22 protein-coding genes are annotated in these 18330 nt (G+C 73.0%); 8 read left to right on the top strand and 14 right to left on the bottom strand.

The genetic code is table 11. From position 1 onward, the window contains the following. The first annotated feature begins 107 nt into the window (after positions 1-107). The 4 genes from IE321_RS18320 (at position 108) to IE321_RS18305 (ending at position 3096) form a co-directional block, all read left to right on the top strand. The gene (locus IE321_RS18320) at positions 108-527 is read left to right on the top strand and encodes a helix-turn-helix transcriptional regulator (RefSeq protein ID WP_043226239.1); all 420 of its coding nucleotides are present in this window, start codon (positions 108-110) and stop codon (positions 525-527) included. A 10-nt stretch (positions 528-537) separates the two neighbouring features. After that, complete coding sequence (locus IE321_RS18315) at positions 538-945, top strand: VOC family protein (RefSeq protein ID WP_190223713.1); 408 nt, start codon at positions 538-540, stop codon at positions 943-945. A gap of 53 nt (positions 946-998) precedes the next feature. Further along, entirely contained in the window at positions 999-1484 is a 486-nt protein-coding gene (locus IE321_RS18310) for a MarR family winged helix-turn-helix transcriptional regulator (protein WP_190223712.1), read from the top strand. Between the two features lie 112 nt (positions 1485-1596). Then, positions 1597-3096, top strand: coding sequence for an MFS transporter (locus IE321_RS18305; RefSeq protein ID WP_190223711.1), 1500 nt, complete (start codon positions 1597-1599; stop codon positions 3094-3096). A gap of 12 nt (positions 3097-3108) precedes the next feature. Here IE321_RS18305 and IE321_RS18300 read toward each other — a convergent pair whose 3' ends face one another. Beyond that, a complete protein-coding gene (locus IE321_RS18300) occupies positions 3109-3888 on the bottom strand; it encodes a TetR/AcrR family transcriptional regulator (protein WP_226652044.1) in 780 nt (259 codons plus the stop codon). 116 nt (positions 3889-4004) lie between these two features. Between IE321_RS18300 and IE321_RS18295 the strand changes: the two genes are divergently transcribed. Both IE321_RS18295 and IE321_RS18290 read left to right on the top strand, forming a co-directional pair. Beyond that, positions 4005-4946 carry an ATP-binding cassette domain-containing protein gene (locus IE321_RS18295; protein WP_190223710.1) on the top strand — a complete coding sequence of 314 codons (942 nt, stop codon included), beginning with the start codon at positions 4005-4007 and terminating at the stop codon, positions 4944-4946. Then, positions 4939-5709, top strand: coding sequence for an ABC transporter permease (locus IE321_RS18290; protein WP_190223709.1), 771 nt, complete (start codon positions 4939-4941; stop codon positions 5707-5709). Before IE321_RS18295 ends, IE321_RS18290 begins: the two co-directional genes overlap by 8 nt. 12 nt (positions 5710-5721) lie before the next feature. Here the strand turns inward: IE321_RS18290 and IE321_RS18285 are convergent, their stop codons facing one another. Together IE321_RS18285 and IE321_RS18280 are read right to left on the bottom strand one after the other, a co-directional pair. Further along, a complete protein-coding gene (locus tag IE321_RS18285; RefSeq protein ID WP_190223708.1) occupies positions 5722-6966 on the bottom strand; it encodes a GNAT family N-acetyltransferase in 1245 nt (414 codons plus the stop codon). Between the two features lie 60 nt (positions 6967-7026). Continuing rightward, complete coding sequence (locus IE321_RS18280) at positions 7027-7638, bottom strand: RsiG family protein (RefSeq protein ID WP_190223707.1); 612 nt, start codon at positions 7636-7638, stop codon at positions 7027-7029. 128 nt (positions 7639-7766) lie between these two features. Here IE321_RS18280 and dtd point away from each other — a divergent pair, with 128 nt between their 5' ends. Further along, a complete protein-coding gene (gene dtd / locus IE321_RS18275) occupies positions 7767-8192 on the top strand; it encodes a D-aminoacyl-tRNA deacylase (RefSeq protein WP_043226214.1) in 426 nt (141 codons plus the stop codon). 19 nt (positions 8193-8211) lie between these two features. Here the strand turns inward: dtd and ygfZ are convergent, their stop codons facing one another. The 6 genes from ygfZ to IE321_RS18245 all read right to left on the bottom strand — a co-directional run bounded on the left by ygfZ (position 8212) and on the right by IE321_RS18245 (position 13094). After that, entirely contained in the window at positions 8212-9192 is a 981-nt protein-coding gene (ygfZ, locus tag IE321_RS18270) for a CAF17-like 4Fe-4S cluster assembly/insertion protein YgfZ (RefSeq protein WP_043226215.1), read from the bottom strand. A gap of 9 nt (positions 9193-9201) precedes the next feature. Next, positions 9202-9639, bottom strand: coding sequence for a Fur family transcriptional regulator (locus IE321_RS18265; protein ID WP_043226216.1), 438 nt, complete (start codon positions 9637-9639; stop codon positions 9202-9204). 40 nt (positions 9640-9679) lie between these two features. Next, positions 9680-10252 (bottom strand): heme-binding beta-barrel domain-containing protein, encoded by a 573-nt coding sequence (locus IE321_RS18260; RefSeq protein WP_043226217.1) that lies wholly within the window; start codon positions 10250-10252, stop codon positions 9680-9682. 276 nt (positions 10253-10528) lie between these two features. Further along, positions 10529-11524: a hypothetical protein gene (locus IE321_RS18255; protein ID WP_226652045.1), complete on the bottom strand. Its 996-nt coding sequence runs from the start codon at positions 11522-11524 to the stop codon at positions 10529-10531. Beyond that, on the bottom strand, positions 11521-12330 hold the full coding sequence (locus IE321_RS18250; protein WP_226652046.1) for a hypothetical protein: 810 nt from the start codon (positions 12328-12330) through the stop codon (positions 11521-11523). The genes IE321_RS18255 and IE321_RS18250 overlap by 4 nt, the downstream gene beginning before the upstream one ends. A gap of 17 nt (positions 12331-12347) precedes the next feature. Further along, positions 12348-13094, bottom strand: a complete 747-nt coding sequence (locus tag IE321_RS18245; RefSeq protein WP_190223706.1) for a hypothetical protein — start codon at positions 13092-13094, stop codon at positions 12348-12350. Positions 13095-13274: 180 nt separating this feature from the next. Here IE321_RS18245 and IE321_RS18240 point away from each other — a divergent pair, with 180 nt between their 5' ends. Beyond that, the gene (locus IE321_RS18240; protein WP_043226220.1) at positions 13275-13637 is read left to right on the top strand and encodes a DsrE family protein; all 363 of its coding nucleotides are present in this window, start codon (positions 13275-13277) and stop codon (positions 13635-13637) included. A gap of 10 nt (positions 13638-13647) precedes the next feature. Here the strand turns inward: IE321_RS18240 and IE321_RS18235 are convergent, their stop codons facing one another. The 5 genes from IE321_RS18235 to IE321_RS18215 all read right to left on the bottom strand — a co-directional run bounded on the left by IE321_RS18235 (position 13648) and on the right by IE321_RS18215 (position 18294). Next, complete coding sequence (locus IE321_RS18235; protein WP_043226221.1) at positions 13648-13914, bottom strand: DUF3099 domain-containing protein; 267 nt, start codon at positions 13912-13914, stop codon at positions 13648-13650. A 25-nt stretch (positions 13915-13939) separates the two neighbouring features. Beyond that, positions 13940-15676 carry a transposase gene (locus IE321_RS18230; protein ID WP_190223705.1) on the bottom strand — a complete coding sequence of 579 codons (1737 nt, stop codon included), beginning with the start codon at positions 15674-15676 and terminating at the stop codon, positions 13940-13942. Between the two features lie 254 nt (positions 15677-15930). Next, entirely contained in the window at positions 15931-16221 is a 291-nt protein-coding gene (locus IE321_RS18225) for a DUF1416 domain-containing protein (protein WP_043226222.1), read from the bottom strand. A gap of 33 nt (positions 16222-16254) precedes the next feature. Further along, positions 16255-17100 (bottom strand): sulfurtransferase, encoded by an 846-nt coding sequence (locus tag IE321_RS18220; protein ID WP_043226223.1) that lies wholly within the window; start codon positions 17098-17100, stop codon positions 16255-16257. A 507-nt stretch (positions 17101-17607) separates the two neighbouring features. After that, the gene (locus IE321_RS18215) at positions 17608-18294 is read right to left on the bottom strand and encodes an LmeA family phospholipid-binding protein (protein WP_190223704.1); all 687 of its coding nucleotides are present in this window, start codon (positions 18292-18294) and stop codon (positions 17608-17610) included. Between the last annotated feature and the right edge of the window lie 36 nt (positions 18295-18330).

The following is an 18330-nucleotide window of genomic DNA, read 5'->3' as shown; positions in this document are numbered from 1 at the left end:
CCCTCCGGCCGGCCTCCCGCCACGGAGCCATCTTCCGTCTGGTTCTCAGGTAGGACGGCCGGGACGGCGCGGCCCGGTACGGTGGCCGTGTGACGCGTGACACCCGCATACCGCTCGAAGACCTCCGGCGCCTGCGCAGGGCGCGGGACCGGATGGACCGGGAGTACGCGCAGCCGCTGGACGTGGCGGCGCTGGCGCGGACGGCGCTGATGTCGACCGGGCACTTTGCGCGGAGCTTCCGCAGCGCCTTCGGGGAGACGCCGTACGGCTACCTCATGACCCGCCGGATCGAGCGGGCCAAGGCGCTGCTGCGGCGCGGGGACCTGTCGGTGACGGACGTCTGCATGGAGGTGGGGTGTACGTCGCTGGGCTCGTTCAGCTCGCGTTTCACCCAGCTGGTCGGCGAGACGCCGAGCGCCTACCGGGCCCGTGAGCACGGGGCCGACGCGGCCCTGCCCGCCTGCGTCGCCAAGGTGGCCTCGCGGCCGGTCAGGAACGGAGAAGCGCCGCTCGACACGGCTCCCTAGCGTGGAGGCCATGGACATCAACCTGCACCAGTGCTTCATCGCCACCGACGACCACGAGGCCTCGCTCGGCTTCTACCGCGACGCGCTCGGCTTCGAGGTCCGCAAGGACGTGGGCTACGAGGGCATGCGCTGGGTGACCCTCGGGTCGCCCGCCCAGCCGGACGTCGAGCTCGTCCTCGAACCGCCGCTGGCCGACCCGGGCGCCTCCGAGGAGGACCGCAAGGCCGTCGCCGAGCTCCTCTCGAAGGGCCTGCTGCGCGGGGTCAACCTCCGCACCGCCGACGTCGACGCCGCCTTCGAGCAGGTCCGGGCGGCCGGCGCGGACGTGCTCCAGGAGCCGATGGACCAGCCGTACGGCGTCCGGGACTGCGCCTTCCGCGATCCCTCGGGCAACATGATCCGGATCGCCCAGGCGTAACCCCTCCGCTTCCGGACCGTCCGGAACGGATCCTTTCTGGCTACCCTGGCGGCATGACCGCCATGACGCCCCGCCGCAGCGAGCCCGATCTCTCCTACCTCCTCGACCACACCAGTCACGTCCTGCGCACCCGCATGGCGGCGGAGCTGGCGGAGATCGGGCTCACCGCCCGGATGCACTGCGTCCTCGTCCACGCCCTGGAGGAGGAGCGGACCCAGGCGCAGCTCGCCGAGATCGGCGACATGGACAAGACGACGATGGTCGTCACCGTCGACGCCCTGGAGAAGGCCGGGCTGGCCGAGCGGCGTCCGTCGAGCACGGACCGGCGGGCCCGGATCATCGCGGTCACCGAGGCCGGCGCGCGGGTCGCCGCGGAGAGCCGGCGGATCGTGGACGGCGTCCACGCGGGCGCCCTCGGCTCGCTCCCGGAGGACGAGCGGGAGGTGCTGGTCCGGGCGCTGGGGCGGCTGGCCGAGGAGCACCTGAGGACGCCCGTCGAGGGGCCCGCGACCGCCCGCCGGGCCCGCCAGAAGAACTGAGCGACACCCTTCCCTCCCTCTCACCTCCCGATCAAGTTCCGTAAAAAATAGTCTGCAACAAAACCTTCTGCTAACGTCTCTCCTGTCGCCTCCACGGACAGGAGAGATCCCCATGCACGCCCAGACCCGCTCCCTCGCGCTCACCGTGCTCGCCAGCGCCATGCTCATGACCGTCCTCGACGGCAGCATCGTCACCGTCGCCATGCCCGCGATCCAGGCCGACCTCGGCTTCACCCCCGCGGGGCTGAGCTGGGTCGTCAACGCCTACCTGATCGCGTTCGGCTCGCTCCTCCTGCTCGCCGGCCGGCTCGGCGACCTGATCGGGCGCAAGCGGATGTTCCTCGCCGGGACCGCCGTCTTCACCGCCGCCTCGCTCCTCGCCGCCGTCGCCGGCTCCCCCGCCGTCCTGATCGCCGCCCGCTTCCTCCAGGGCGCCGGCAGCGCGATGTCCTCCGCGGTCAGCCTCGGCATCCTCGTCACGCTCTTCACCGAACCGCGCGAACGCGCCCGCGCCATCGCCGTGTTCAGCTTCACCGGCGCCGCCGGCGCCTCCGTCGGCCAGGTCCTCGGCGGGCTCCTCACCGACGCCCTCTCCTGGAACTGGATCTTCTTCATCAACCTGCCCATCGGGGCCGCCGCGATCGCCCTCGCCGCCCGCGTCCTCCCCGCCGACCGGGGCCTCGGCCTGCGCGCCGGAGCCGACGCGCTCGGCGCGCTGCTGGTCACCGCCGGCCTGATGACCGGCATCTACGCGGTCGTGCGGATCGAGGAGCACGGCGCCGCCTCCGCGCACACCCTCGGCCTCGGCGCGCTCGCCCTCGCCCTGCTCGCCGGCTTCCTGGTCCGCCAGCGCCGGGCCGCGACGCCCCTGATGCCGCTGCGGATCCTGCGCTCCCGCGCGGTCGCGGGCGCCAACCTCGTCCAGCTCCTCATGGTCGCCGCCCTGTTCTCCTTCCAGGTCCTGGTCGCCCTCTACCTCCAGAAGGTCCAGGGATACGGCGCCACCGCGACCGGTCTCGCCATGCTGCCCGCCGCGCTGGTCATCGGCGCCGTCTCGCTCGGCGTCTCGGCCCGCCTCGTCACCCGCTTCGGCGAGCGCGCGGTGCTGCTCACCGGCCTCGGGCTGCTGGTCGGCGTGCTGGGCCTGCTGACCCGGCTGCCCGTGCACGCCTCGTACGCCGTCGACCTGCTCCCGGTGATGCTGCTCGCGGCCGGCTTCGGCCTGGCGCTGCCGGCCCTCACCTCGCTCGGCATGTCGGGCGCCGACGAGGCCGACGCGGGCCTGGCCTCCGGGCTCTTCAACACCACGCAGCAGATCGGCATGGCGCTCGGCGTCGCCGTCCTCACCACCCTGGCCGCCGCCCGCACCGAGGCGCTCGGCGCGGCGGGCGCCGGTGCGGCCGAGGCCCTGACCGGCGGCTACCGGCTCGCCTTCGCCGTCGGCACGGGGCTGCTGCGCGCCGCCCTCGCGGTCGCGGCGACCGTGCTCCGCGCCAAGACCCCGGCCCGGCCGCAGGCCCCGAAGACCCCGGAGGCCCCGCGCACCCCGCAGACCCCGGAAGCCCCGCAGGCCCCCCGGCCCGCCGAACCCGAGGCCGTCACCGCCGCCTGACGGCGGTTCCGCTCAGGCGTCGCGGCCCTCCACGAGGGCCGCGACGCCGTCCAGGATCCGGGCCAGGCCGAAGCGGAACTCGTCGTCGGGGTCGTCGGCCCGGTCCAGGACGCCGGACTCGATCACCCGCGCCACCTGCGGGTACACGGCGGGGTCGACGAGCCGCCGCAGGGTCCCGCTGTACCGCCGCATGGCCTCCTCGGGGGCGTCCTCGCTGCCCGCCATCGCCTCGCCCAGCTCGACGGCCATCAGGGCGTCGTTCTTCACGAAGCCGCCCAGCAGCAGCACCACGCCCAGCTTCTCCCCCTCGTCGAGCCCGGTGCCGCCGAGGGGGACCAGCGCCTGCTCCCACCAGGCCACCGAGTTCGGCGTGGCGGGCGGGCCCGAGACGGGGACCCGCAGCAGCCACATGTGCCGCAGGTAGACCTCCCGGATGGCCCAGGCCCAGCGCTCCAGGCCCTCGCGCCAGCCGATGTCGGGGCCGAAGAGCTCGGGCGGGGCGCCGGTCGCCGCCTCCTGCATGAGCACGTACAGCTCGTCCTTGGCGGAGACGTAGCGGTAGAGGGACATCGTGGAGACGCCCAGCTCCTTGGCGACCCGCCCCATCGAGACGGCGGCCAGCCCCTCCGCCGAGGCGAGGTCCACCGCCGCGCCGACGATCCGGTCCAGGCTCAGCCCGGGCTTCGGCCCCTTGGTGGGGCGCTCGCGCAACCCCCAGGCGGCCTCGATGGAGGCCGGCAGAAACGCGCCGCCCTCGCCCCGGGACGCCTTTCCGTCCTTCTCGCCCGCCATGCGCGTCGCCTCCTGAGCTCGCTCGCTTGACGCCCATCCTAGTAATGCGTAACCCTTACACAGTAACGCGTAGGGCATACGCAGTACGCCGCCGAGCGCAGCAGAAGGGGACACCCATGCCTCCCGCCATCGAGACCGCCGGACTCACCAAGACCTACGGCTCCGTCCGCGTCCTCGACGCCCTCGACCTCCGCGTCGAGACCGGCACCGTCTTCGCCCTCCTCGGGCCCAACGGCGCCGGCAAGACCACCACCGTCCGCGTCCTCACCACCCTCACCGCGCCCGACGCCGGACAGGCCCGGGTGGCCGGCCACGACGTCGTCGCCGAGCGGCGCGCGGTCCGCCGCGCGATCAGCCTCACCGGCCAGTACGCGGCCGTCGACGAGACCCTGACCGGCGCCGAGAACCTCCGCCTCACCGCCCGCCTCTCCGGCCTCTCCCGCGGGGCCGCCGCCCGCCGCGCCGACGAACTCCTCGAACGCTTCCGGCTCACCGAGGCCCGCGACCGGCAGGCGAAGACGTACTCCGGAGGCATGCGCCGCCGCCTCGACCTCGCCGCCGGGCTCGTCCGCGACCCCGGCACCACCCGGATCGTCTTCCTCGACGAACCCACCACCGGCCTCGACCCGCGCAGCCGCAACGAACTCTGGGACGTCGTGCGCGAGCTCGCCGGCCACGGCACCACCGTCTTCCTCACCACCCAGTACCTGGAGGAGGCCGACCGGCTCGCCCACCGCATCGCCGTCCTCGGCGCCGGCCGCACCCTCGCCGAAGGCACCCCCGAAGAACTGAAGAACCGTTACGCGGGCCACCGCCTCGACCTCGTCGCCCGCGACCGGGACGCGTACCTCCGCCTCAGCCCGCACGCCACCGTCCACACCCCCGCCACCCTCACCCTCGGCGTCCCCACCGACGGCACCGCCGCCCACGTCCGCGCCCTGCTCGACGCGCTCGACCCGGACCACGCCGACATCGAGCGCTTCGCCCTGCACAGCGCCACCCTCGACGACGTCTTCCTCCACCTGACCAGCACCACGAAGGAGCCGAGCCATGTCTGAAGCGACCGCGCGCCCCCTCGCCGCCGCCACCGCCCTCGTCGGACGCGGCGTCCTCCTCGGCCGGCGCAACCCCGACGCCGTCATCAGCGCGCTGGTGATGCCCGTGATGCTGATGCTGGTCTTCGTCTACTTCTTCGGCGGGGCCATCGACACCGGCGACACCCGCTACGTCACCTACGTCGTCCCCGGCGTCATCGTCCTGTGCGCCGGCTTCGGCGCCGCCGGCACCGCCGTCTCCGTCAGCGAGGACATGCGCGGCGGCACCGTCGACCGGCTCCGCACCCTCGACGTCGGCGCCGTCCCCTTCCTCACCGGACACGTCGTCGCCACCGTCGCCCGCAACCTGCTGGCCACCACGCTGGTCTTCGGCGTCGCCTTCCTCATCGGCTTCCGCCCCTCCGCCACCCCCGCCGGCTGGCTCGCCGCGATCGGCCTGCTGCTCGCCTACATCACGGCCGTGTCCTGGCTGTCAGCGGCGGCCGGACTCATCGCCCGCACCCCCGAGGCGGCCAACACGGTCACCTTCCTCATGATGTTCCTGCCCTACCCGAGCAGCGCCTTCGTGCCCATCGACACCATGCCCGGCTGGCTGCACGGCTTCGCCGAGAACCAGCCCGTCACCCCGCTCATCGAGTCCATCCGCGGCCTGCTCCTCGACCAGCCCGTCGGCTCGGCCCCCTGGACCGCGCTCGCCTGGTGCGGCGGCCTGCTGGCCCTCGCCGTCACCGTCTCCGGCGCCCTCTTCCGCCTCCGCACCCGCTGACCGGCCGGAGGGTCAGAAGATGTCCGGCGAGAAGGGCCGCAGCGAGGTGCGGAAGAGCAGGTCGGCCCGGGCCGCCGCGCCCGGCACCACCTCCTCGATCCGGCCCAGCAGCGCCAGCCGGACCGCGGACCCGTCACCGAGGACCAACCGCGCCAGCTCGGCCACGTCGAGCACCAGCTCCGCCGGGGCCGTCGTCGGGGCGCACGACGCGCCCTTCGGGGAGGCGTCCAGGAGGTACCGCCCGGACGCGAACCCGTCCCCGTCCCGGACGTCGAGGACCAGCCCGTCCGCCACCGGGTACGTCCGCTCCTCCAGCACCCGCACCACGTCGAGGATCCGCAGCCACACCATGTCCGCGTGGCTCACCGTCCGCGCCGCGCGCGGGTCCGACAGCAGCATCGGCAGCGGATCGTCCGGCGCCCGGTGCCCGGTCCGGACGGTCGTCACCCAGTCGACCGAGCAGACGTACCGCCACAGCGCGTGCTCGGCGGCCGGCGTCACCGCGATCAGGTCCCGCACCGTCAGCGTGTTCTCCGGCTGCTTGGCGTCGTTCCACCGGTCGTCGCAGCCGTACGCCACGAACCCCTCGGCCTCGCCCGACACGGAGCGGTAGACCGCGTAGTACGGCTCCCTCCACGGCTCCAGCTGGTGGCCGAGGCCCGTGCCCACGTCCCAGCCCCGCGGCGACCGGTCGGTCACGCCCGCCCGCAGCCCCGCGAGCCGCCGGTGCAGCCCCGGCCCGATCCGGCGGATCTCCTCGGCGTCCGTCAGGTCGATCCGGCCGCCGTCCTCCGGGGCGCCGCCACGCCGCGGGTCGAGACCGGCCCGCCGCAGGTCCACGCTCCACTCGGTGCTCCAGCTCGCCGGACCGAAGCCGAACCGGCCGTAGATCGGGTACTCGGCGGCGATCAGCGTCGCGACCGCGTCACCCCGCTCCCGGGCGGCGGCCAGGTCCATGGCCATCAGCCGGCTCAGCAGCCCGCGCCGCTTGTGCGTCGGCGCGACCGTCACCTGCGTGACCGCGTCCGCGACGAGGCCGCCGCCACCGACGGTGCTCAGCTCCTGCCGGAAGGACCGGAAGGTGGCGACCACCCGGCCGCCCTCCACGGCGCCCAGCGTCCGGTCGAGGTCGACGTGCGCCAGCCGGTCGGCGACCATCGCGTCCGGCACCACCGGCTCGTTCAGGAACCCCGTCCGCAGGGCCCGCAGCCAGTCGGGGAACTCGGACTCGGTCACCGCGCGCAGTTCGACAGCCATCCCCCGACCCTACGCACGCCCCACCGGTCCGCCACCGGTTTTCCGGGCGCCTCCGGGCGGTCAGGCCAGCAGGTCGTCGACCTGCGCCTCGCCCTCGCGGTAGCGGCGGGCGATCTCCGCCCCGCAGTCGTCGGCCGTCCGCTGGAGGGACTGGCGGCGCCGCGAGATCTGCTGCTCGTAACCCGCGAGCCGCCCCATCGCGGTGTGCAGCTCCTCGTCGGTGCGGGCCGTCAGGTCCGACAGCTCCACCTCCGACAGCATCTCGGCGGCGAGCCGCCGGTACTCCTCGCCGCGCGGCGTCGACAGCGTCACGTGCCGGGCCGAGGTGCGGTGCCGCGACGGCACGTCCGCCAGGATCTCGGAGAGCCGGTCGAGCACCGGCGCCTCCGGATCGGTCCGGCGCGCCAGCTCGGCCCGCAGGATGTCGATCCGGCCCTGGAGCATCCGCCGCACATAGCTGAGATCCGCCTCGTCGCTCTGCGCGTCCCGGCGCAGCGCCCGCAGCTCCGCGAGGCGCAGCCCGCCGAGCTCGTGCCCCGGGCGGCCGGACGGCCCCGGCTCGGCGGTCCGCTGCACGGGCGCCAGCGCGACCTGCCCGCCGGGCACCGCGCCGGCGGACCGGATCAGCGGTACGGGGCCGGACGGCGTCGGCCCGGTGCTGAATGCACTCATGAGAATCGTCCCCTCGACCGGTGCGGAGCCGCACCGCCTCCTGGCATGGTGCCACCCCGGCACACGGGCGTGCAGGCGCTCTGCACCCGTTCGGCCCCCAGAAATCCCCGATCGGTAGGTTGGGACCCATGCGAGCTGTGGTGCAGAGGGTGGACGGCGCGAAGGTCGTCGTCGCAGGGGAGACGGTCGGCGAGATCACCGGCGAGGGGCTGTGCGTGCTGGTGGGCGTCACCCACGACGACACCCCGGAGAAGGCGGCCCGAATGGCCAGAAAGCTCTGGTCCGTCCGGGTGCTGGAGGAGGAACGCTCCTGCTCCGACGTGAACGCCCCGCTCCTGGTGATCTCCCAGTTCACGCTGTACGGCGACGCCCGCAAGGGCCGCCGGCCCACCTGGAACGCCGCCGCCCCCGGCCCCGTCGCCGAACCCCTCGTCGACGAGGTCGTCGCCCAGCTGCGCGGGCTCGGCGCCCACGTGGAGACGGGCCGCTTCGGGGCCGACATGCGCGTCAGCCTCACGAACCACGGCCCGTTCACGGTCCTGCTGGACGTCTGAGCCCCGGGGGGCCCGCGTCCTACGGCTCGACGACCGTCTCCTGCGCGGCGGCCGTCGTGCCCGCCACCAGCGGCGCGTCCACCGGCACGTTCCGCTTCACCAGGGCCAGGGCGATCGGCCCCAGCTCGTGGTGCCGCACCGCCGTGGTCACGAACCCGAGCTGACGCCCGTCCGGCCCGTCCGCGGCCAGCCGCAGCGGCGTGCCGTGCGCGGGCAGCGTGACCTCGCTGCCGTCCAGGTGCAGGAAGACCAGCCGGCGCGGCGGCTTGCCCAGGTTCTGCACCCGCGCGACCGTCTCCTGCCCCCGGTAGCAGCCCTTCTGGAGGTGCACGGCGGTACCGATCAGCCCGACCTCGTGCGGGATCGTCCGGTGGTCCGTCTCGAAGCCCAGCCGCGGCCGGTGCCCCTCCACGCGCAGCGCCTCGTACGCGAGGACGCCGGCGGCCGGACCGTGCGCGGCGGCGAAGGAGTCGAGCCCGGCGCGCGGCAGGAACAGGTCACGGCCGTACGCCGTCTCCCGTACGACCGTGCCCTCCGGCGCCTCGGCGGTCGACCCGGCCGGCAGGTGCACGACGGCGAACTCGTCCGTCCGGTCGGCGACCTCGACCCGGTAGAAGAACTTCATCGACTCCAGGTAGGCGATCAGCTCGCCCTGCGTCCCCGGCTCGACGTGCGCCCACACCGTCTCGCCGTCGTCGACGAGCGAGAGCGCGTGCTCGATGTGCCCGTTCGCGGAGAGGATCAGCGCCTCGGTGGCCTGACCGACGGGCAGGTCGCTGACGTGCTGGGTGAGCAGCAGGTGCAGCCAGCTCAGCCGGTCGTCACCGGTGACCGCGACGACCCCGCGGTGCGAGAGGTCGACGAAACCGGAACCGTCGGCGAGGGCGCGCTGCTCGCGGAAGAGGTCGCCGTAGTGGGCGGCGACGCCTTCGTCACGACCTTCGGCCGGAACGGCGCCGGCCAGGGACAGCAGGGGGCTGTGCGGTGAATGTCGCTGCATGGGAAAAGCCTACGACTCCGCGTCCGCGGCCTTGCGGGAGCAGTCGGCACACCGGCCGAAGATCGCGAAGTGCTTCATGTCCGTGTCGAACCCGAAGGTCTCGCGCAGCTTCCCGGTGAACTCGGCGGCCACCTCCACGTCCGCCTCGATCACCTCCGAGCAGTCCCGGCACACCAGGTGCAGATGGTGGTGCCGGTCCGCCAGGTGATAGGTCGGGGCCCCGTGGCCCAGATGCGCGTGACTGACGAGCCCGAGCTCCTCCAGGAGCTCCAGGGTCCGGTACACGGTGGAGATGTTCACCCCGGAGGCGGTCTTCCGCACCTCGACGAGGATGTCGTCCGGCGTGGCGTGCTCCAGCACGTCCACCGCCTCCAGCACAAGCTGCCGCTGCGGCGTCAGCCGATAGCCCCGCTGCCGCAGGTCACTCTTCCAGTCGGTGCTCACCACGCCCCCCAGTGTAGGAGGGCGCGGCGGGTCACCGGCGGTCCTACTTGAAGAAGGCGATGCCGTCGTCCGGCATGTCCGGGAGGTTCCGGGCCATCTCGGCGACCTCTTCCGGGGTGACGACCTTCTTCAGGTGCGCCGACATGTAGGGGCGGAGCGGGACCTCGGGGGTCGCCTTCTCGCCGACCCACATGAGGTCGCTCTTCACGTAGCCGTAGAGCCGCTTGCCGCCGCTGTACGGGCCGGAGGCCGCGGTGCGGGCCACGGCGTCGGTCGCCAGGTCGATCTGCGGCTTCTGGTCGGCCAGCTCGCCGTACCAGACCTCCACGACGCCGTCGTCGCGGACCATGACGACCTCGACCTTGCGGTCCTTGTCGATCCGCCAGAAGCCGCTCTCGCTCTCCAGCGGACGGACCTTGTTCCCCTCGTTGTCGAGGACCCAGGAGTGCGAGTGGTACTCCAGGAAGTCCCGGCCGTCGTGGCTGAAGGTCACGGACTGGCCGAAGTTGCACTTCTCGGCACCGGGGAAGTCGGACACGCCGGCGCCCTCCCAGGTCCCGAGGAGGAACGCGAGCGGGACGAGGTCCGGGTTGAGGTCGGACGGGATCTGGATCATGAGCGACTCAGACGATCTGTGAAGGGGGATCGGTGAAGGAGGGGGAACCGGAAGGTCAGCGCTGGCCCTGGTACAGCTTCTTCACGGTCAGACCGGCGAAGGCGAGCACGCCGACGGCGACCAGGACCAGCAGGGTCTCGAAGAAAACGATCACGGGGTGCTCCTCGGCTGAGGGTGAAGGCGGAACGGGCCGGACCCCAGCTTAGTGGGCGGGGGCCCGGCCCACTCGGTGAGGTGGGTCTCGCCGGCGATCAAGCACCGGTACGGACGCGGCCGTCAGCCCAGCAGCTGCGCCTGGAGCGCCACGGTCTGCTGGAACGGCACGGTCAGCGTGCCGCCCTTCCGCGTCTGGGTGACCACCGCGAAGGTGTCACCGGCCTGGATCAGGGACCACCGGGTCTGCCGCGGGCCGTACGGCTCCGCCTCCTTGTACGCGTAGACCGCGACGTACGGCACCTCCACGTCCTGGATGGTGCCCGCGTCGGCCTCCTGCGTCTCGACGCCGGCGGGCAGCCAGTCGCTCCGGACGAGCCGGCGGGCCATCTCGTCCTTGAAGTCCTCCGCGAAGGCCACCGACGAGAACCGCAGCAGGTGGATCCGGGTGCTGGTGCCGTCCGGCGTGGTCCAGCCGCGCGCGGCGACGTGCCGGAGCGCCGAGTCGGCCAGGTACGCCTTCACCTCGCCCCGGTCCTGCTCGACCAGCTCCGCCAGGTAGGAGTCGACACCCGCCCAGCCGCCCTTCAGCTTCGGGTCGACGGTCGCCCCGGCCGGCGCGGGAAGCAGCAGCTTCCGCACGTCGGTGTGGTGGATCTCGGCCTCGTTGCCGTCGGTGAACGGCCGCTGGACGCCCTCGGGCAGCGCCGGGAGCGCGAGCTCCGGGTACTCCCAGCGCCCGTCGGACTCGGTGGCGAGCCCCGGCACGTCGGTCCGCTCCATGGCGGTGATCCCCATGGCCGCCCCGGCCCCGACCCCGCCGCAGACGAGCACGGCGGCGGTCCACCGCACGATGCCCCGGAGCACCCGCCGGGACTTCTTGGGGGCGGGGACGGGATCGGCGACGGACTCGGTGGCGCGTGCGGGATCGGCCGCGGGGACGGGGACGGAGGGGGCGTCCACGTCCACGGGCGGTCCGGCCTGCGCGGGCACCGGGCTCCCGACCTCGGCCGCGGCCGCGGCCTCGGTGTCGGCCCCGGCCCCCGCCGTGGCCCCGGCCTCGGCCTTGATCTCCGCCGTGGTCCCGGCCTCGGTCTCGGTCAGCGCCTGCTCGGTCATACGTACTCCCCCGGGGATGCGATGTGGTCGAGCTGCCGCGTCAGCAGCTTCGCCACGCGCGCCTTGTCGAACGGCTTGGCGCCCGACGCCGTCATGGTGACGAGGACCTCGGAGTCGTACGCGAGGCAGATCATCCGGTCCAGTTCCTCGGCCCGCTGCTTCTTGTCCAGCTCCTCGTCCTGGGGCGTCATGTGGCAGACGGCGTCCTTGTGGCCCTGGACCTTGGGCCCCTTCGGGAACTCCAGGAACTCCAGGACCTCCTTGCGCAGCCGGTAGCTGCTCCGGACCTGCTTCTTGTCCTTCATGCTCGTGACCGTGAAGGAGACCTCCAGGCCGTTGTCCGGGTCGGCGAAGGAGCGGACCCCGACGCCCTGGAGCCCGAGCTTGTCGATCTCCTTCTCGAAGGCGCGGCGCTTCTTCCCGGAGAGCCCCTCGCCCGCCTGCTTCATCAGCGCGGTCGCCTCGGCGGCGCCGAGCTCGCCGTCGTTCCCGTACAGCTCCTGGTCGGGGCCGAACTCGTACCCGTCCGGCAGCGGCAGCAGCAGCCGGCTCAGCGGCGTCCCGGTCTTGCCGCGCGTCAGGTCGGCGGCCGGGTCCCGGTCCCGCGCGGTCTTCTCCGTCGGGCCCCAGACCTCCGTGGGCGCGGCGCGGTCGGCGGAGTCGACGGTGAGCACGGTGTAGGTGACACCGCCGCCGATCAGTCCGAGGACGAGCACGGAGGGCAGCACGACCCGCAGCAGCACCCGCCCGAGGCCCCGCTTCTTCGCGGCCGGCTCCGCCGGGGTCGGCTCCGCCAGTTCGGTCACGTCGTTCCGGTCCTCACTCACAGGCGCCCCAGCTGTCGCTCGGCCAGCGAACGGATGTCCTTCTCGGAGATCTTCTTCGTGTCGAAGACGAAGATCTCGACCGCGATGTCGCCCCGGTAGAAGTAGGCCCGGGCCTGGTAGGAGTCCAGGTATCCGGACTTCCGCTCCACGGGGAAGACGTAGTAGCGGCCGTTGGTGGAACCCTTGAGGGCCACGCCGTCGCTCCGGGCGTAGTCCTCCTCGGGCATGTAGTCCTGCTGGTCCAGGGTGTGGTCCCGCGCGCCGAGCTCGGTGCCCGCGCGGTACTGCACGAGCCGGACCTCGGTGCGGCGGTGCTCGCCCGAGGCCCAGGAGGTCGCGGCGACCCGGCGCAGGTCGATGTCCAGCTGGTAGCCGAGCGCCCGGCCCGGGTGGTCGAAGTCCGAGGCGAACGCGGCCGCCGACATCCAGCCGTCGACGTTGTCCGCGTACCGGTCCTCCTTCGCGCCGGCGGGCTTCGGCACCAGCAGCTTCCGCAGGTCGCCCCGGGCCTTGGCCTGACGGTCCTCGGAGGCCGCCAGGGGCGTGATCTTCTGCCCCTTCGGCAGCGGCTTCGCCGGGTACGCGAGCCCCGGCTGGTTGAGCGGCGGGAGCGGCGTCGGCTCCCGCTCGGCCTGGATGCCGTACCCGACGGCGGTGCCGCCCACGAGGCCGATGACGGCGGCCACGGCGATCAGACCGGCCGTGCGCGCCAGCCGCCGGCCCCGGCCGGGAACCGACCGCACGGGCGGATCCGGGACGGGATCCGGCGCGGGCGCCGGGGTGTTCTGGGCGGTTTCCACCGCTTCCGAGGCTTCCAAAGGAGTCCCCCCACGAGACTAGAAGGACGGATTCCGCGATCCGCGTATCCACCTGACCCGTGAGGCGTGCATGAAGTTGCACGGCATCGCATTACAGTTCGGTATATGGCGAAGAAGCTCGTGATCAAGGTGACCGCCGGGGCCGACGCCCCGGAACGCTGCTCCCAGGCCTTCACCGTGGCCGCCGTCGCCGTCGCGAGCGGCGTCGAGGTCTCGCTGTGGCTGACCGGCGAGTCCGCGTGGTTCGCCCTGCCGGGCCGCGCCGCCGAGTTCGACCTCCCGCACGCGGCCCCGCTGCCCGACCTGATCGACTCGATCCTGGCGGCCGGCAGCATCACCCTCTGCACCCAGTGCGCCGCCCGCCGCGAGATCACCGAGCAGGACGTCCTGAAGGGCGTCCGCATCGCCGGCGCGCAGGTCTTCGTGCAGGAAGCCCTCGCCGACGACACCCAGGCGCTCGTCTACTGACCCGTCCGGACTACTCCCGCGGCCTGCGCTTCTTGCCGTCGAGCTCGTCCCACCACTCGTCCGACTGCGGATCGCCCGAGGGATCGTCCCACCACCGGTCCTCGGGCCCCCGCCGGTTCGCGACCATCGCGGCGACCGGCGGGATCACCATGGCCACCACGCACATCCCGATGGCCACCGGCATGGAGAACAGCCGCACGACCGCCCAGGCGCCCACGAAAAGCACCAGGCAGGCACCCATCATCCAGAAGTAGACGTGCCGACGCCGCGCGTACACACCTCCAGCGTACGACCGCGAGCGGTCATGTGAAGCCCTGGAGTGGCGTCCAACCGTCCCTCGGCGCCGGGACACGCGTGCCCCCGGCGAGCTGCCCCGAACGGTCCTGGGCCGCCTGGACCGCTGTCGGCGTCCGTCGGCGCGGCGCATCCCGTGCGCCGTCCTCGGGACGGTCGGCGGTCGTCGGCGCGCGGAGGAATCCGGGTCCGCTGTCGTGCGCGGCCGGGCGATGGGTCTCCGTACCGGCCCGGCGACGACGCACCTCACGGTGCGACCGTCCGGCCTCTTCCGTCTTCCCGCGGGGTACGGACTTCTCTGCCCTGCGCCGCGCGCCCAGTCCCTGGCCGCGCCTCCCGATCACGACGGCCGAAGCCTCGTGCCGGGACGTCTTCCTGCGGGTCGTGCTCGTGCTCCGCAGCCAGTGCTGCGCACCCCACCGGCTCGTGTACGCGGGATCCACCACGACGACCGCCAACCCGGCCCGGGGGGCCATGGCCACCAGCCTGGACACGAAACGCGCGGTGGGAATGCCCGCCACCGAGGAACGGAAGCGCCGACCCGACCGCCCCGCCCACCCGCACCGCTCCCTGCCGGTGTCGAACCCCAGGTCCTCGACGACCAGGGCCGTCACGCCGAATCTCCGTGCCTCCCTGATGAGTTCGGCGCACAGGTGTCTCACCTGGGCGTCGCGCCGGGATGCCGGCCCCCGGTAGTCGGCGTCGATCCGGCCGGGCCGCCCCACCGGGTTGCCGTGGGTGTCCAGACGCCAGACGGCGAGATGGTCCGCGTTCTGGTCGATCCCCAGCACGCCACCGGTCAGCGCCGCCGCCATCAGCGCCTCATCGCCCGGACCCGCGCGCGGACCGGCTTCCGCCGGGGTGAACGAGGCGACCAGATGGCACCGGCCTCCGGAGAACCGGACCGTGTAGCCGACCGCCCGGTGCGCCTCCACCTGAGCACGCCACTCCTCGGCCCGGTAGGCGAATCGGCAGCGGGCGTCCAAGGTGTAGCGGCCGAAGCGGTCACAGTGCTCCCGGTGGCGCTCCGCGAGCGCGGCCGGCAGCTTGACCAGCACGTCTCCCCGGGGACCGACCCTCAGGGACTGGTTCCCGTACGTCTTTCCAGCCTCGCCGTCCGCCTCGATCCGGTTCCGCGCCTCCCACCAGCGGTCCCGCCACTCCTCCAGTGACCGCCCCGCGCTGTCCGGACGCAGCCGGCCGCGCAGGAGGTCCTTGCCTCCCCGGACCACGTGCACCCGCCCCGCCGCGGCGTCCGAGGCGACCCTGGCCGCTCGCGCCCGGAGGCTCTGGAGTCGCTGCTGTTTGGCCGCGCGCACGCGCCGCGTCGGGTAGCCCTTGGTACGTGTGGCTTCGTCGCGTCCGCCGACCGGCGCGGCGAGCCGCCGTTCGATCGTCGCGATCTCGGCGGTGAGTCGCTCGAGGTGGGCCGTCTGCGCACGGCGTGCCAGCTGCCACTGGTCGTTCGAACCACGGGTGATCGTGCCCGCCCACCGGGAGGAGGCGAGGGCCGTCAGCTCGCGCTTGCGGCGGGCGAAGTCCGCGGCGGTGTGACGGGCCCCCAGAGTCACCCGCTCGGCCAGATCGCGGGCAGCGAGCCGGGAAAGCCACTCCGCCAGCTCACGAAGGATCACGGCGTCGCGGTCCGACAGCCGCAGCCTGGTCCGCACGGTGAGCGCGCCGGTCGGAACGGCCACCCGCGGAGGTGCGAGGACGCGCAGTCCGGACGCGGAACGCTCGGCCACGCCCCCACCCCCGATCACCCGCCCGTCGAACATCTCAACGAGCCGGGCGCGCGAAGGTCACACGGCCGGCCGAATCATCGGACCGGAAACGGCACGAAGGGCCGCGCGAAGGCGTCCAACCCCCAGAATGCGCGGCCCTTCGGCCAGTAGGTGGAGCTTCGCGCCGCACCGGCTCCGCCGGTCGGAGGCCGGCGCGGCGTCGCGAAGCCCGGGAGGCGCCCCCGGCGCCGAGCGGTGCGAGGGGCGCGTGCGGATCAGACCGCGATGGCGACGTCCGTCAGGCTGCCCGTCTCGGTGACGACGACCTTGCGGTCGGCCTGGGCGCCGGGGACGAGGGCCCGGAGGGTCCACTCGCCGGTGGCCGCGTAGAAGCGGAACTGGCCGGTGGCGGAGGTGGGGACCTCGGCGGTGAACTCGCCGGAGGAGTCCAGGAGGCGCACGTAACCGGTGACGGGCTCGCCGTCCTTGGTCACCTGGCCCTGGATGGCCGTCTCACCGGGCTTGAGCGTGCTGACGTCGGGGCCGCCGACCTGTGCTCCACACATGTTGTTACGTCCTGTCCTGTCGCGAGGGGAGTCTTACTTGTTGGCGCCGAGCTCGATCGGCACGCCCACGAGGGAGCCGTACTCGGTCCAGGAGCCGTCGTAGTTCTTGACGTTCGGGACCTCGAGCAGCTCGTGCAGGACGAACCAGGTCAGCGCGGAGCGCTCGCCGATGCGGCAGTAGGCGACGGTGTCCTTCGCCAGGTCGACCTGCTCGGCCTCGTAGAGGGCCTTGAGGTCGTCGTCCGACTTGAAGGTGCCGTCGTCGTTGGCGTTCTTCGACCACGGGATGTTGCGGGCGGACGGGACGTGGCCCGGGCGCTGCGACTGCTCCTGCGGGAGGTGGGCGGGGGCGAGCAGCTTGCCGGAGAACTCGTCGGGCGAGCGGACGTCGACGAGGTTCTGGGTGCCGATCGCGGCCACGACGTCGTCGCGGAAGGCGCGGATCGAGACGTCCTGGGCCTGGGCCTTGTACGCGGTGGCCGGGCGGTTCGGGACCTCGGAGCCGTCGACCAGGTCGCGGGAGTCGAGCTCCCACTTCTTGCGGCCGCCGTCGAGGAGCTTCACGTCCTGGTGGCCGTAGAGCTTGAAGTACCAGTAGGCGTAGGAGGCGAACCAGTTGTTGTTGCCGCCGTAGAGGACGACCGTGGTGTCGTTGCCGATGCCCTTGGCCGAGAGGAGCTTCTCGAAGCCCTCCTGGTCGATGAAGTCGCGGCGGACCGGGTCCTGGAGGTCCTTGGTCCAGTCGATCCGGATCGCGTTCTTGATGTGGTTCTTGTCGTAGGCGGCGGTGTCCTCGTCGACCTCGACGATCGCGACGGCCGGGTTGTCGAGGTTGGCCTCGACCCAGTCGGCGTCGACCAGTACGTCGCTGCGAGCCATGCTGTTCTCCTCCGGGGCAGTGTGCGGCGGTGTGGTGCGGGGTGGGGCTGCGTGTGCGGGTACGCGTCGTGGCAGGCGCCCGACGGCGTGGTGCTGCGCGGTTCGGCCCCGACCGCGAGGGTCGGACTGGCCGGGGAATACGGGCGCGGAGCGCGTCCCGCTCAGACGGAGCGACAGAGCATGGCGGCGATGCGGCACAGGTCTACTGCCCGCCGCTTCGTGAGTTCCGCCTGTCGCTTCATGCCGTCGATCGTAGGGACGGACAGGCGACCGTGTCACCGGCGTGTCGTATCGTGAGACGCGATCGTCCGAGATGCGAGATCGAAGAGGGGTCGGAGCGGGTCCGGAGCCCCCGCCCCACCGCCGTCCCGCCCCGCGCTTCTGCGGATCGGACGTGGTCGTCTCAACATGTGAAAACCGGCCCGGTCGGGCCGGGGGAAGCGGGCCGCACGGGCCGCTCGGAACGGACCGTACGGGCCGGTGCCCGCCCGGTCGAGGAGGCCCCGGTCAGCCCGCGACGGCGACGTCCTTGCCGGTCACCGTCACGGCCAGTCCCTCCGGGCGCGGCTCGACCTTGACGACCCGCATGCCGGCGACCCGGCCGAGCGGGCGCTCGAAGTCGGTGCGCTCGCGGATCATGTCCTCCAGGAGCGGGATCCCGCCGCCGGGCACCTCGTCGGCGCGGACCTTGATGGTGTCGCCGTCGACCAGCGTGACCGAGGAGACGACCGTACGGGTCACCTTGCGGCCCAGGACCGTGACGCTGCCCGTCACCTTCACCTTGCCGGGTCCGCCGTACTCCATGGCGGTCGCGCGCTCGGAGGCGGCGACGAGGTCCGCGTACGAGATGAGCGCCGTCCCGTCCGCCGCCCCGGCCCGGAAGCCGTCCCAGTCGCCGGTGACGGTCACCTGCCGCAGCTCCAGGGTGAGTTCGCCGATCCGGACGGGCTTGCCGCCGGCCTGGGTGTGGACGCCCTTGGCGACCACCTCGACCTCGTCGAAGTGCTTGTCGGCGGCCTGGGTGAGGAAGGGGAAGCCCTTGATGTCGACCTCGACGGACTCGGTCCTGCCGCCGGCCAGCGAGGCGCGTCCGGCGACCTCGGACTCGGCCCAGGTGGCGGCGAGCCGGTCGGCGCCCAGCAGGACCCCGCCCAGGACGACGGCCACGACCAGCAGGATCCGCAGTGCTCGCATGGCTGTCTCTTCCCCCGTCGCCGTTTCCTCGGTGTT

Origin of the sequence: Streptomyces hydrogenans, from assembly GCF_014656075.1 — a bacterium.
GTDB lineage: Bacteria > Actinomycetota > Actinomycetes > Streptomycetales > Streptomycetaceae > Streptomyces > Streptomyces hydrogenans.
Note: the sequence above shows the minus strand (reverse complement) of the source record. Positions and strands in the feature narration are given on the sequence as shown.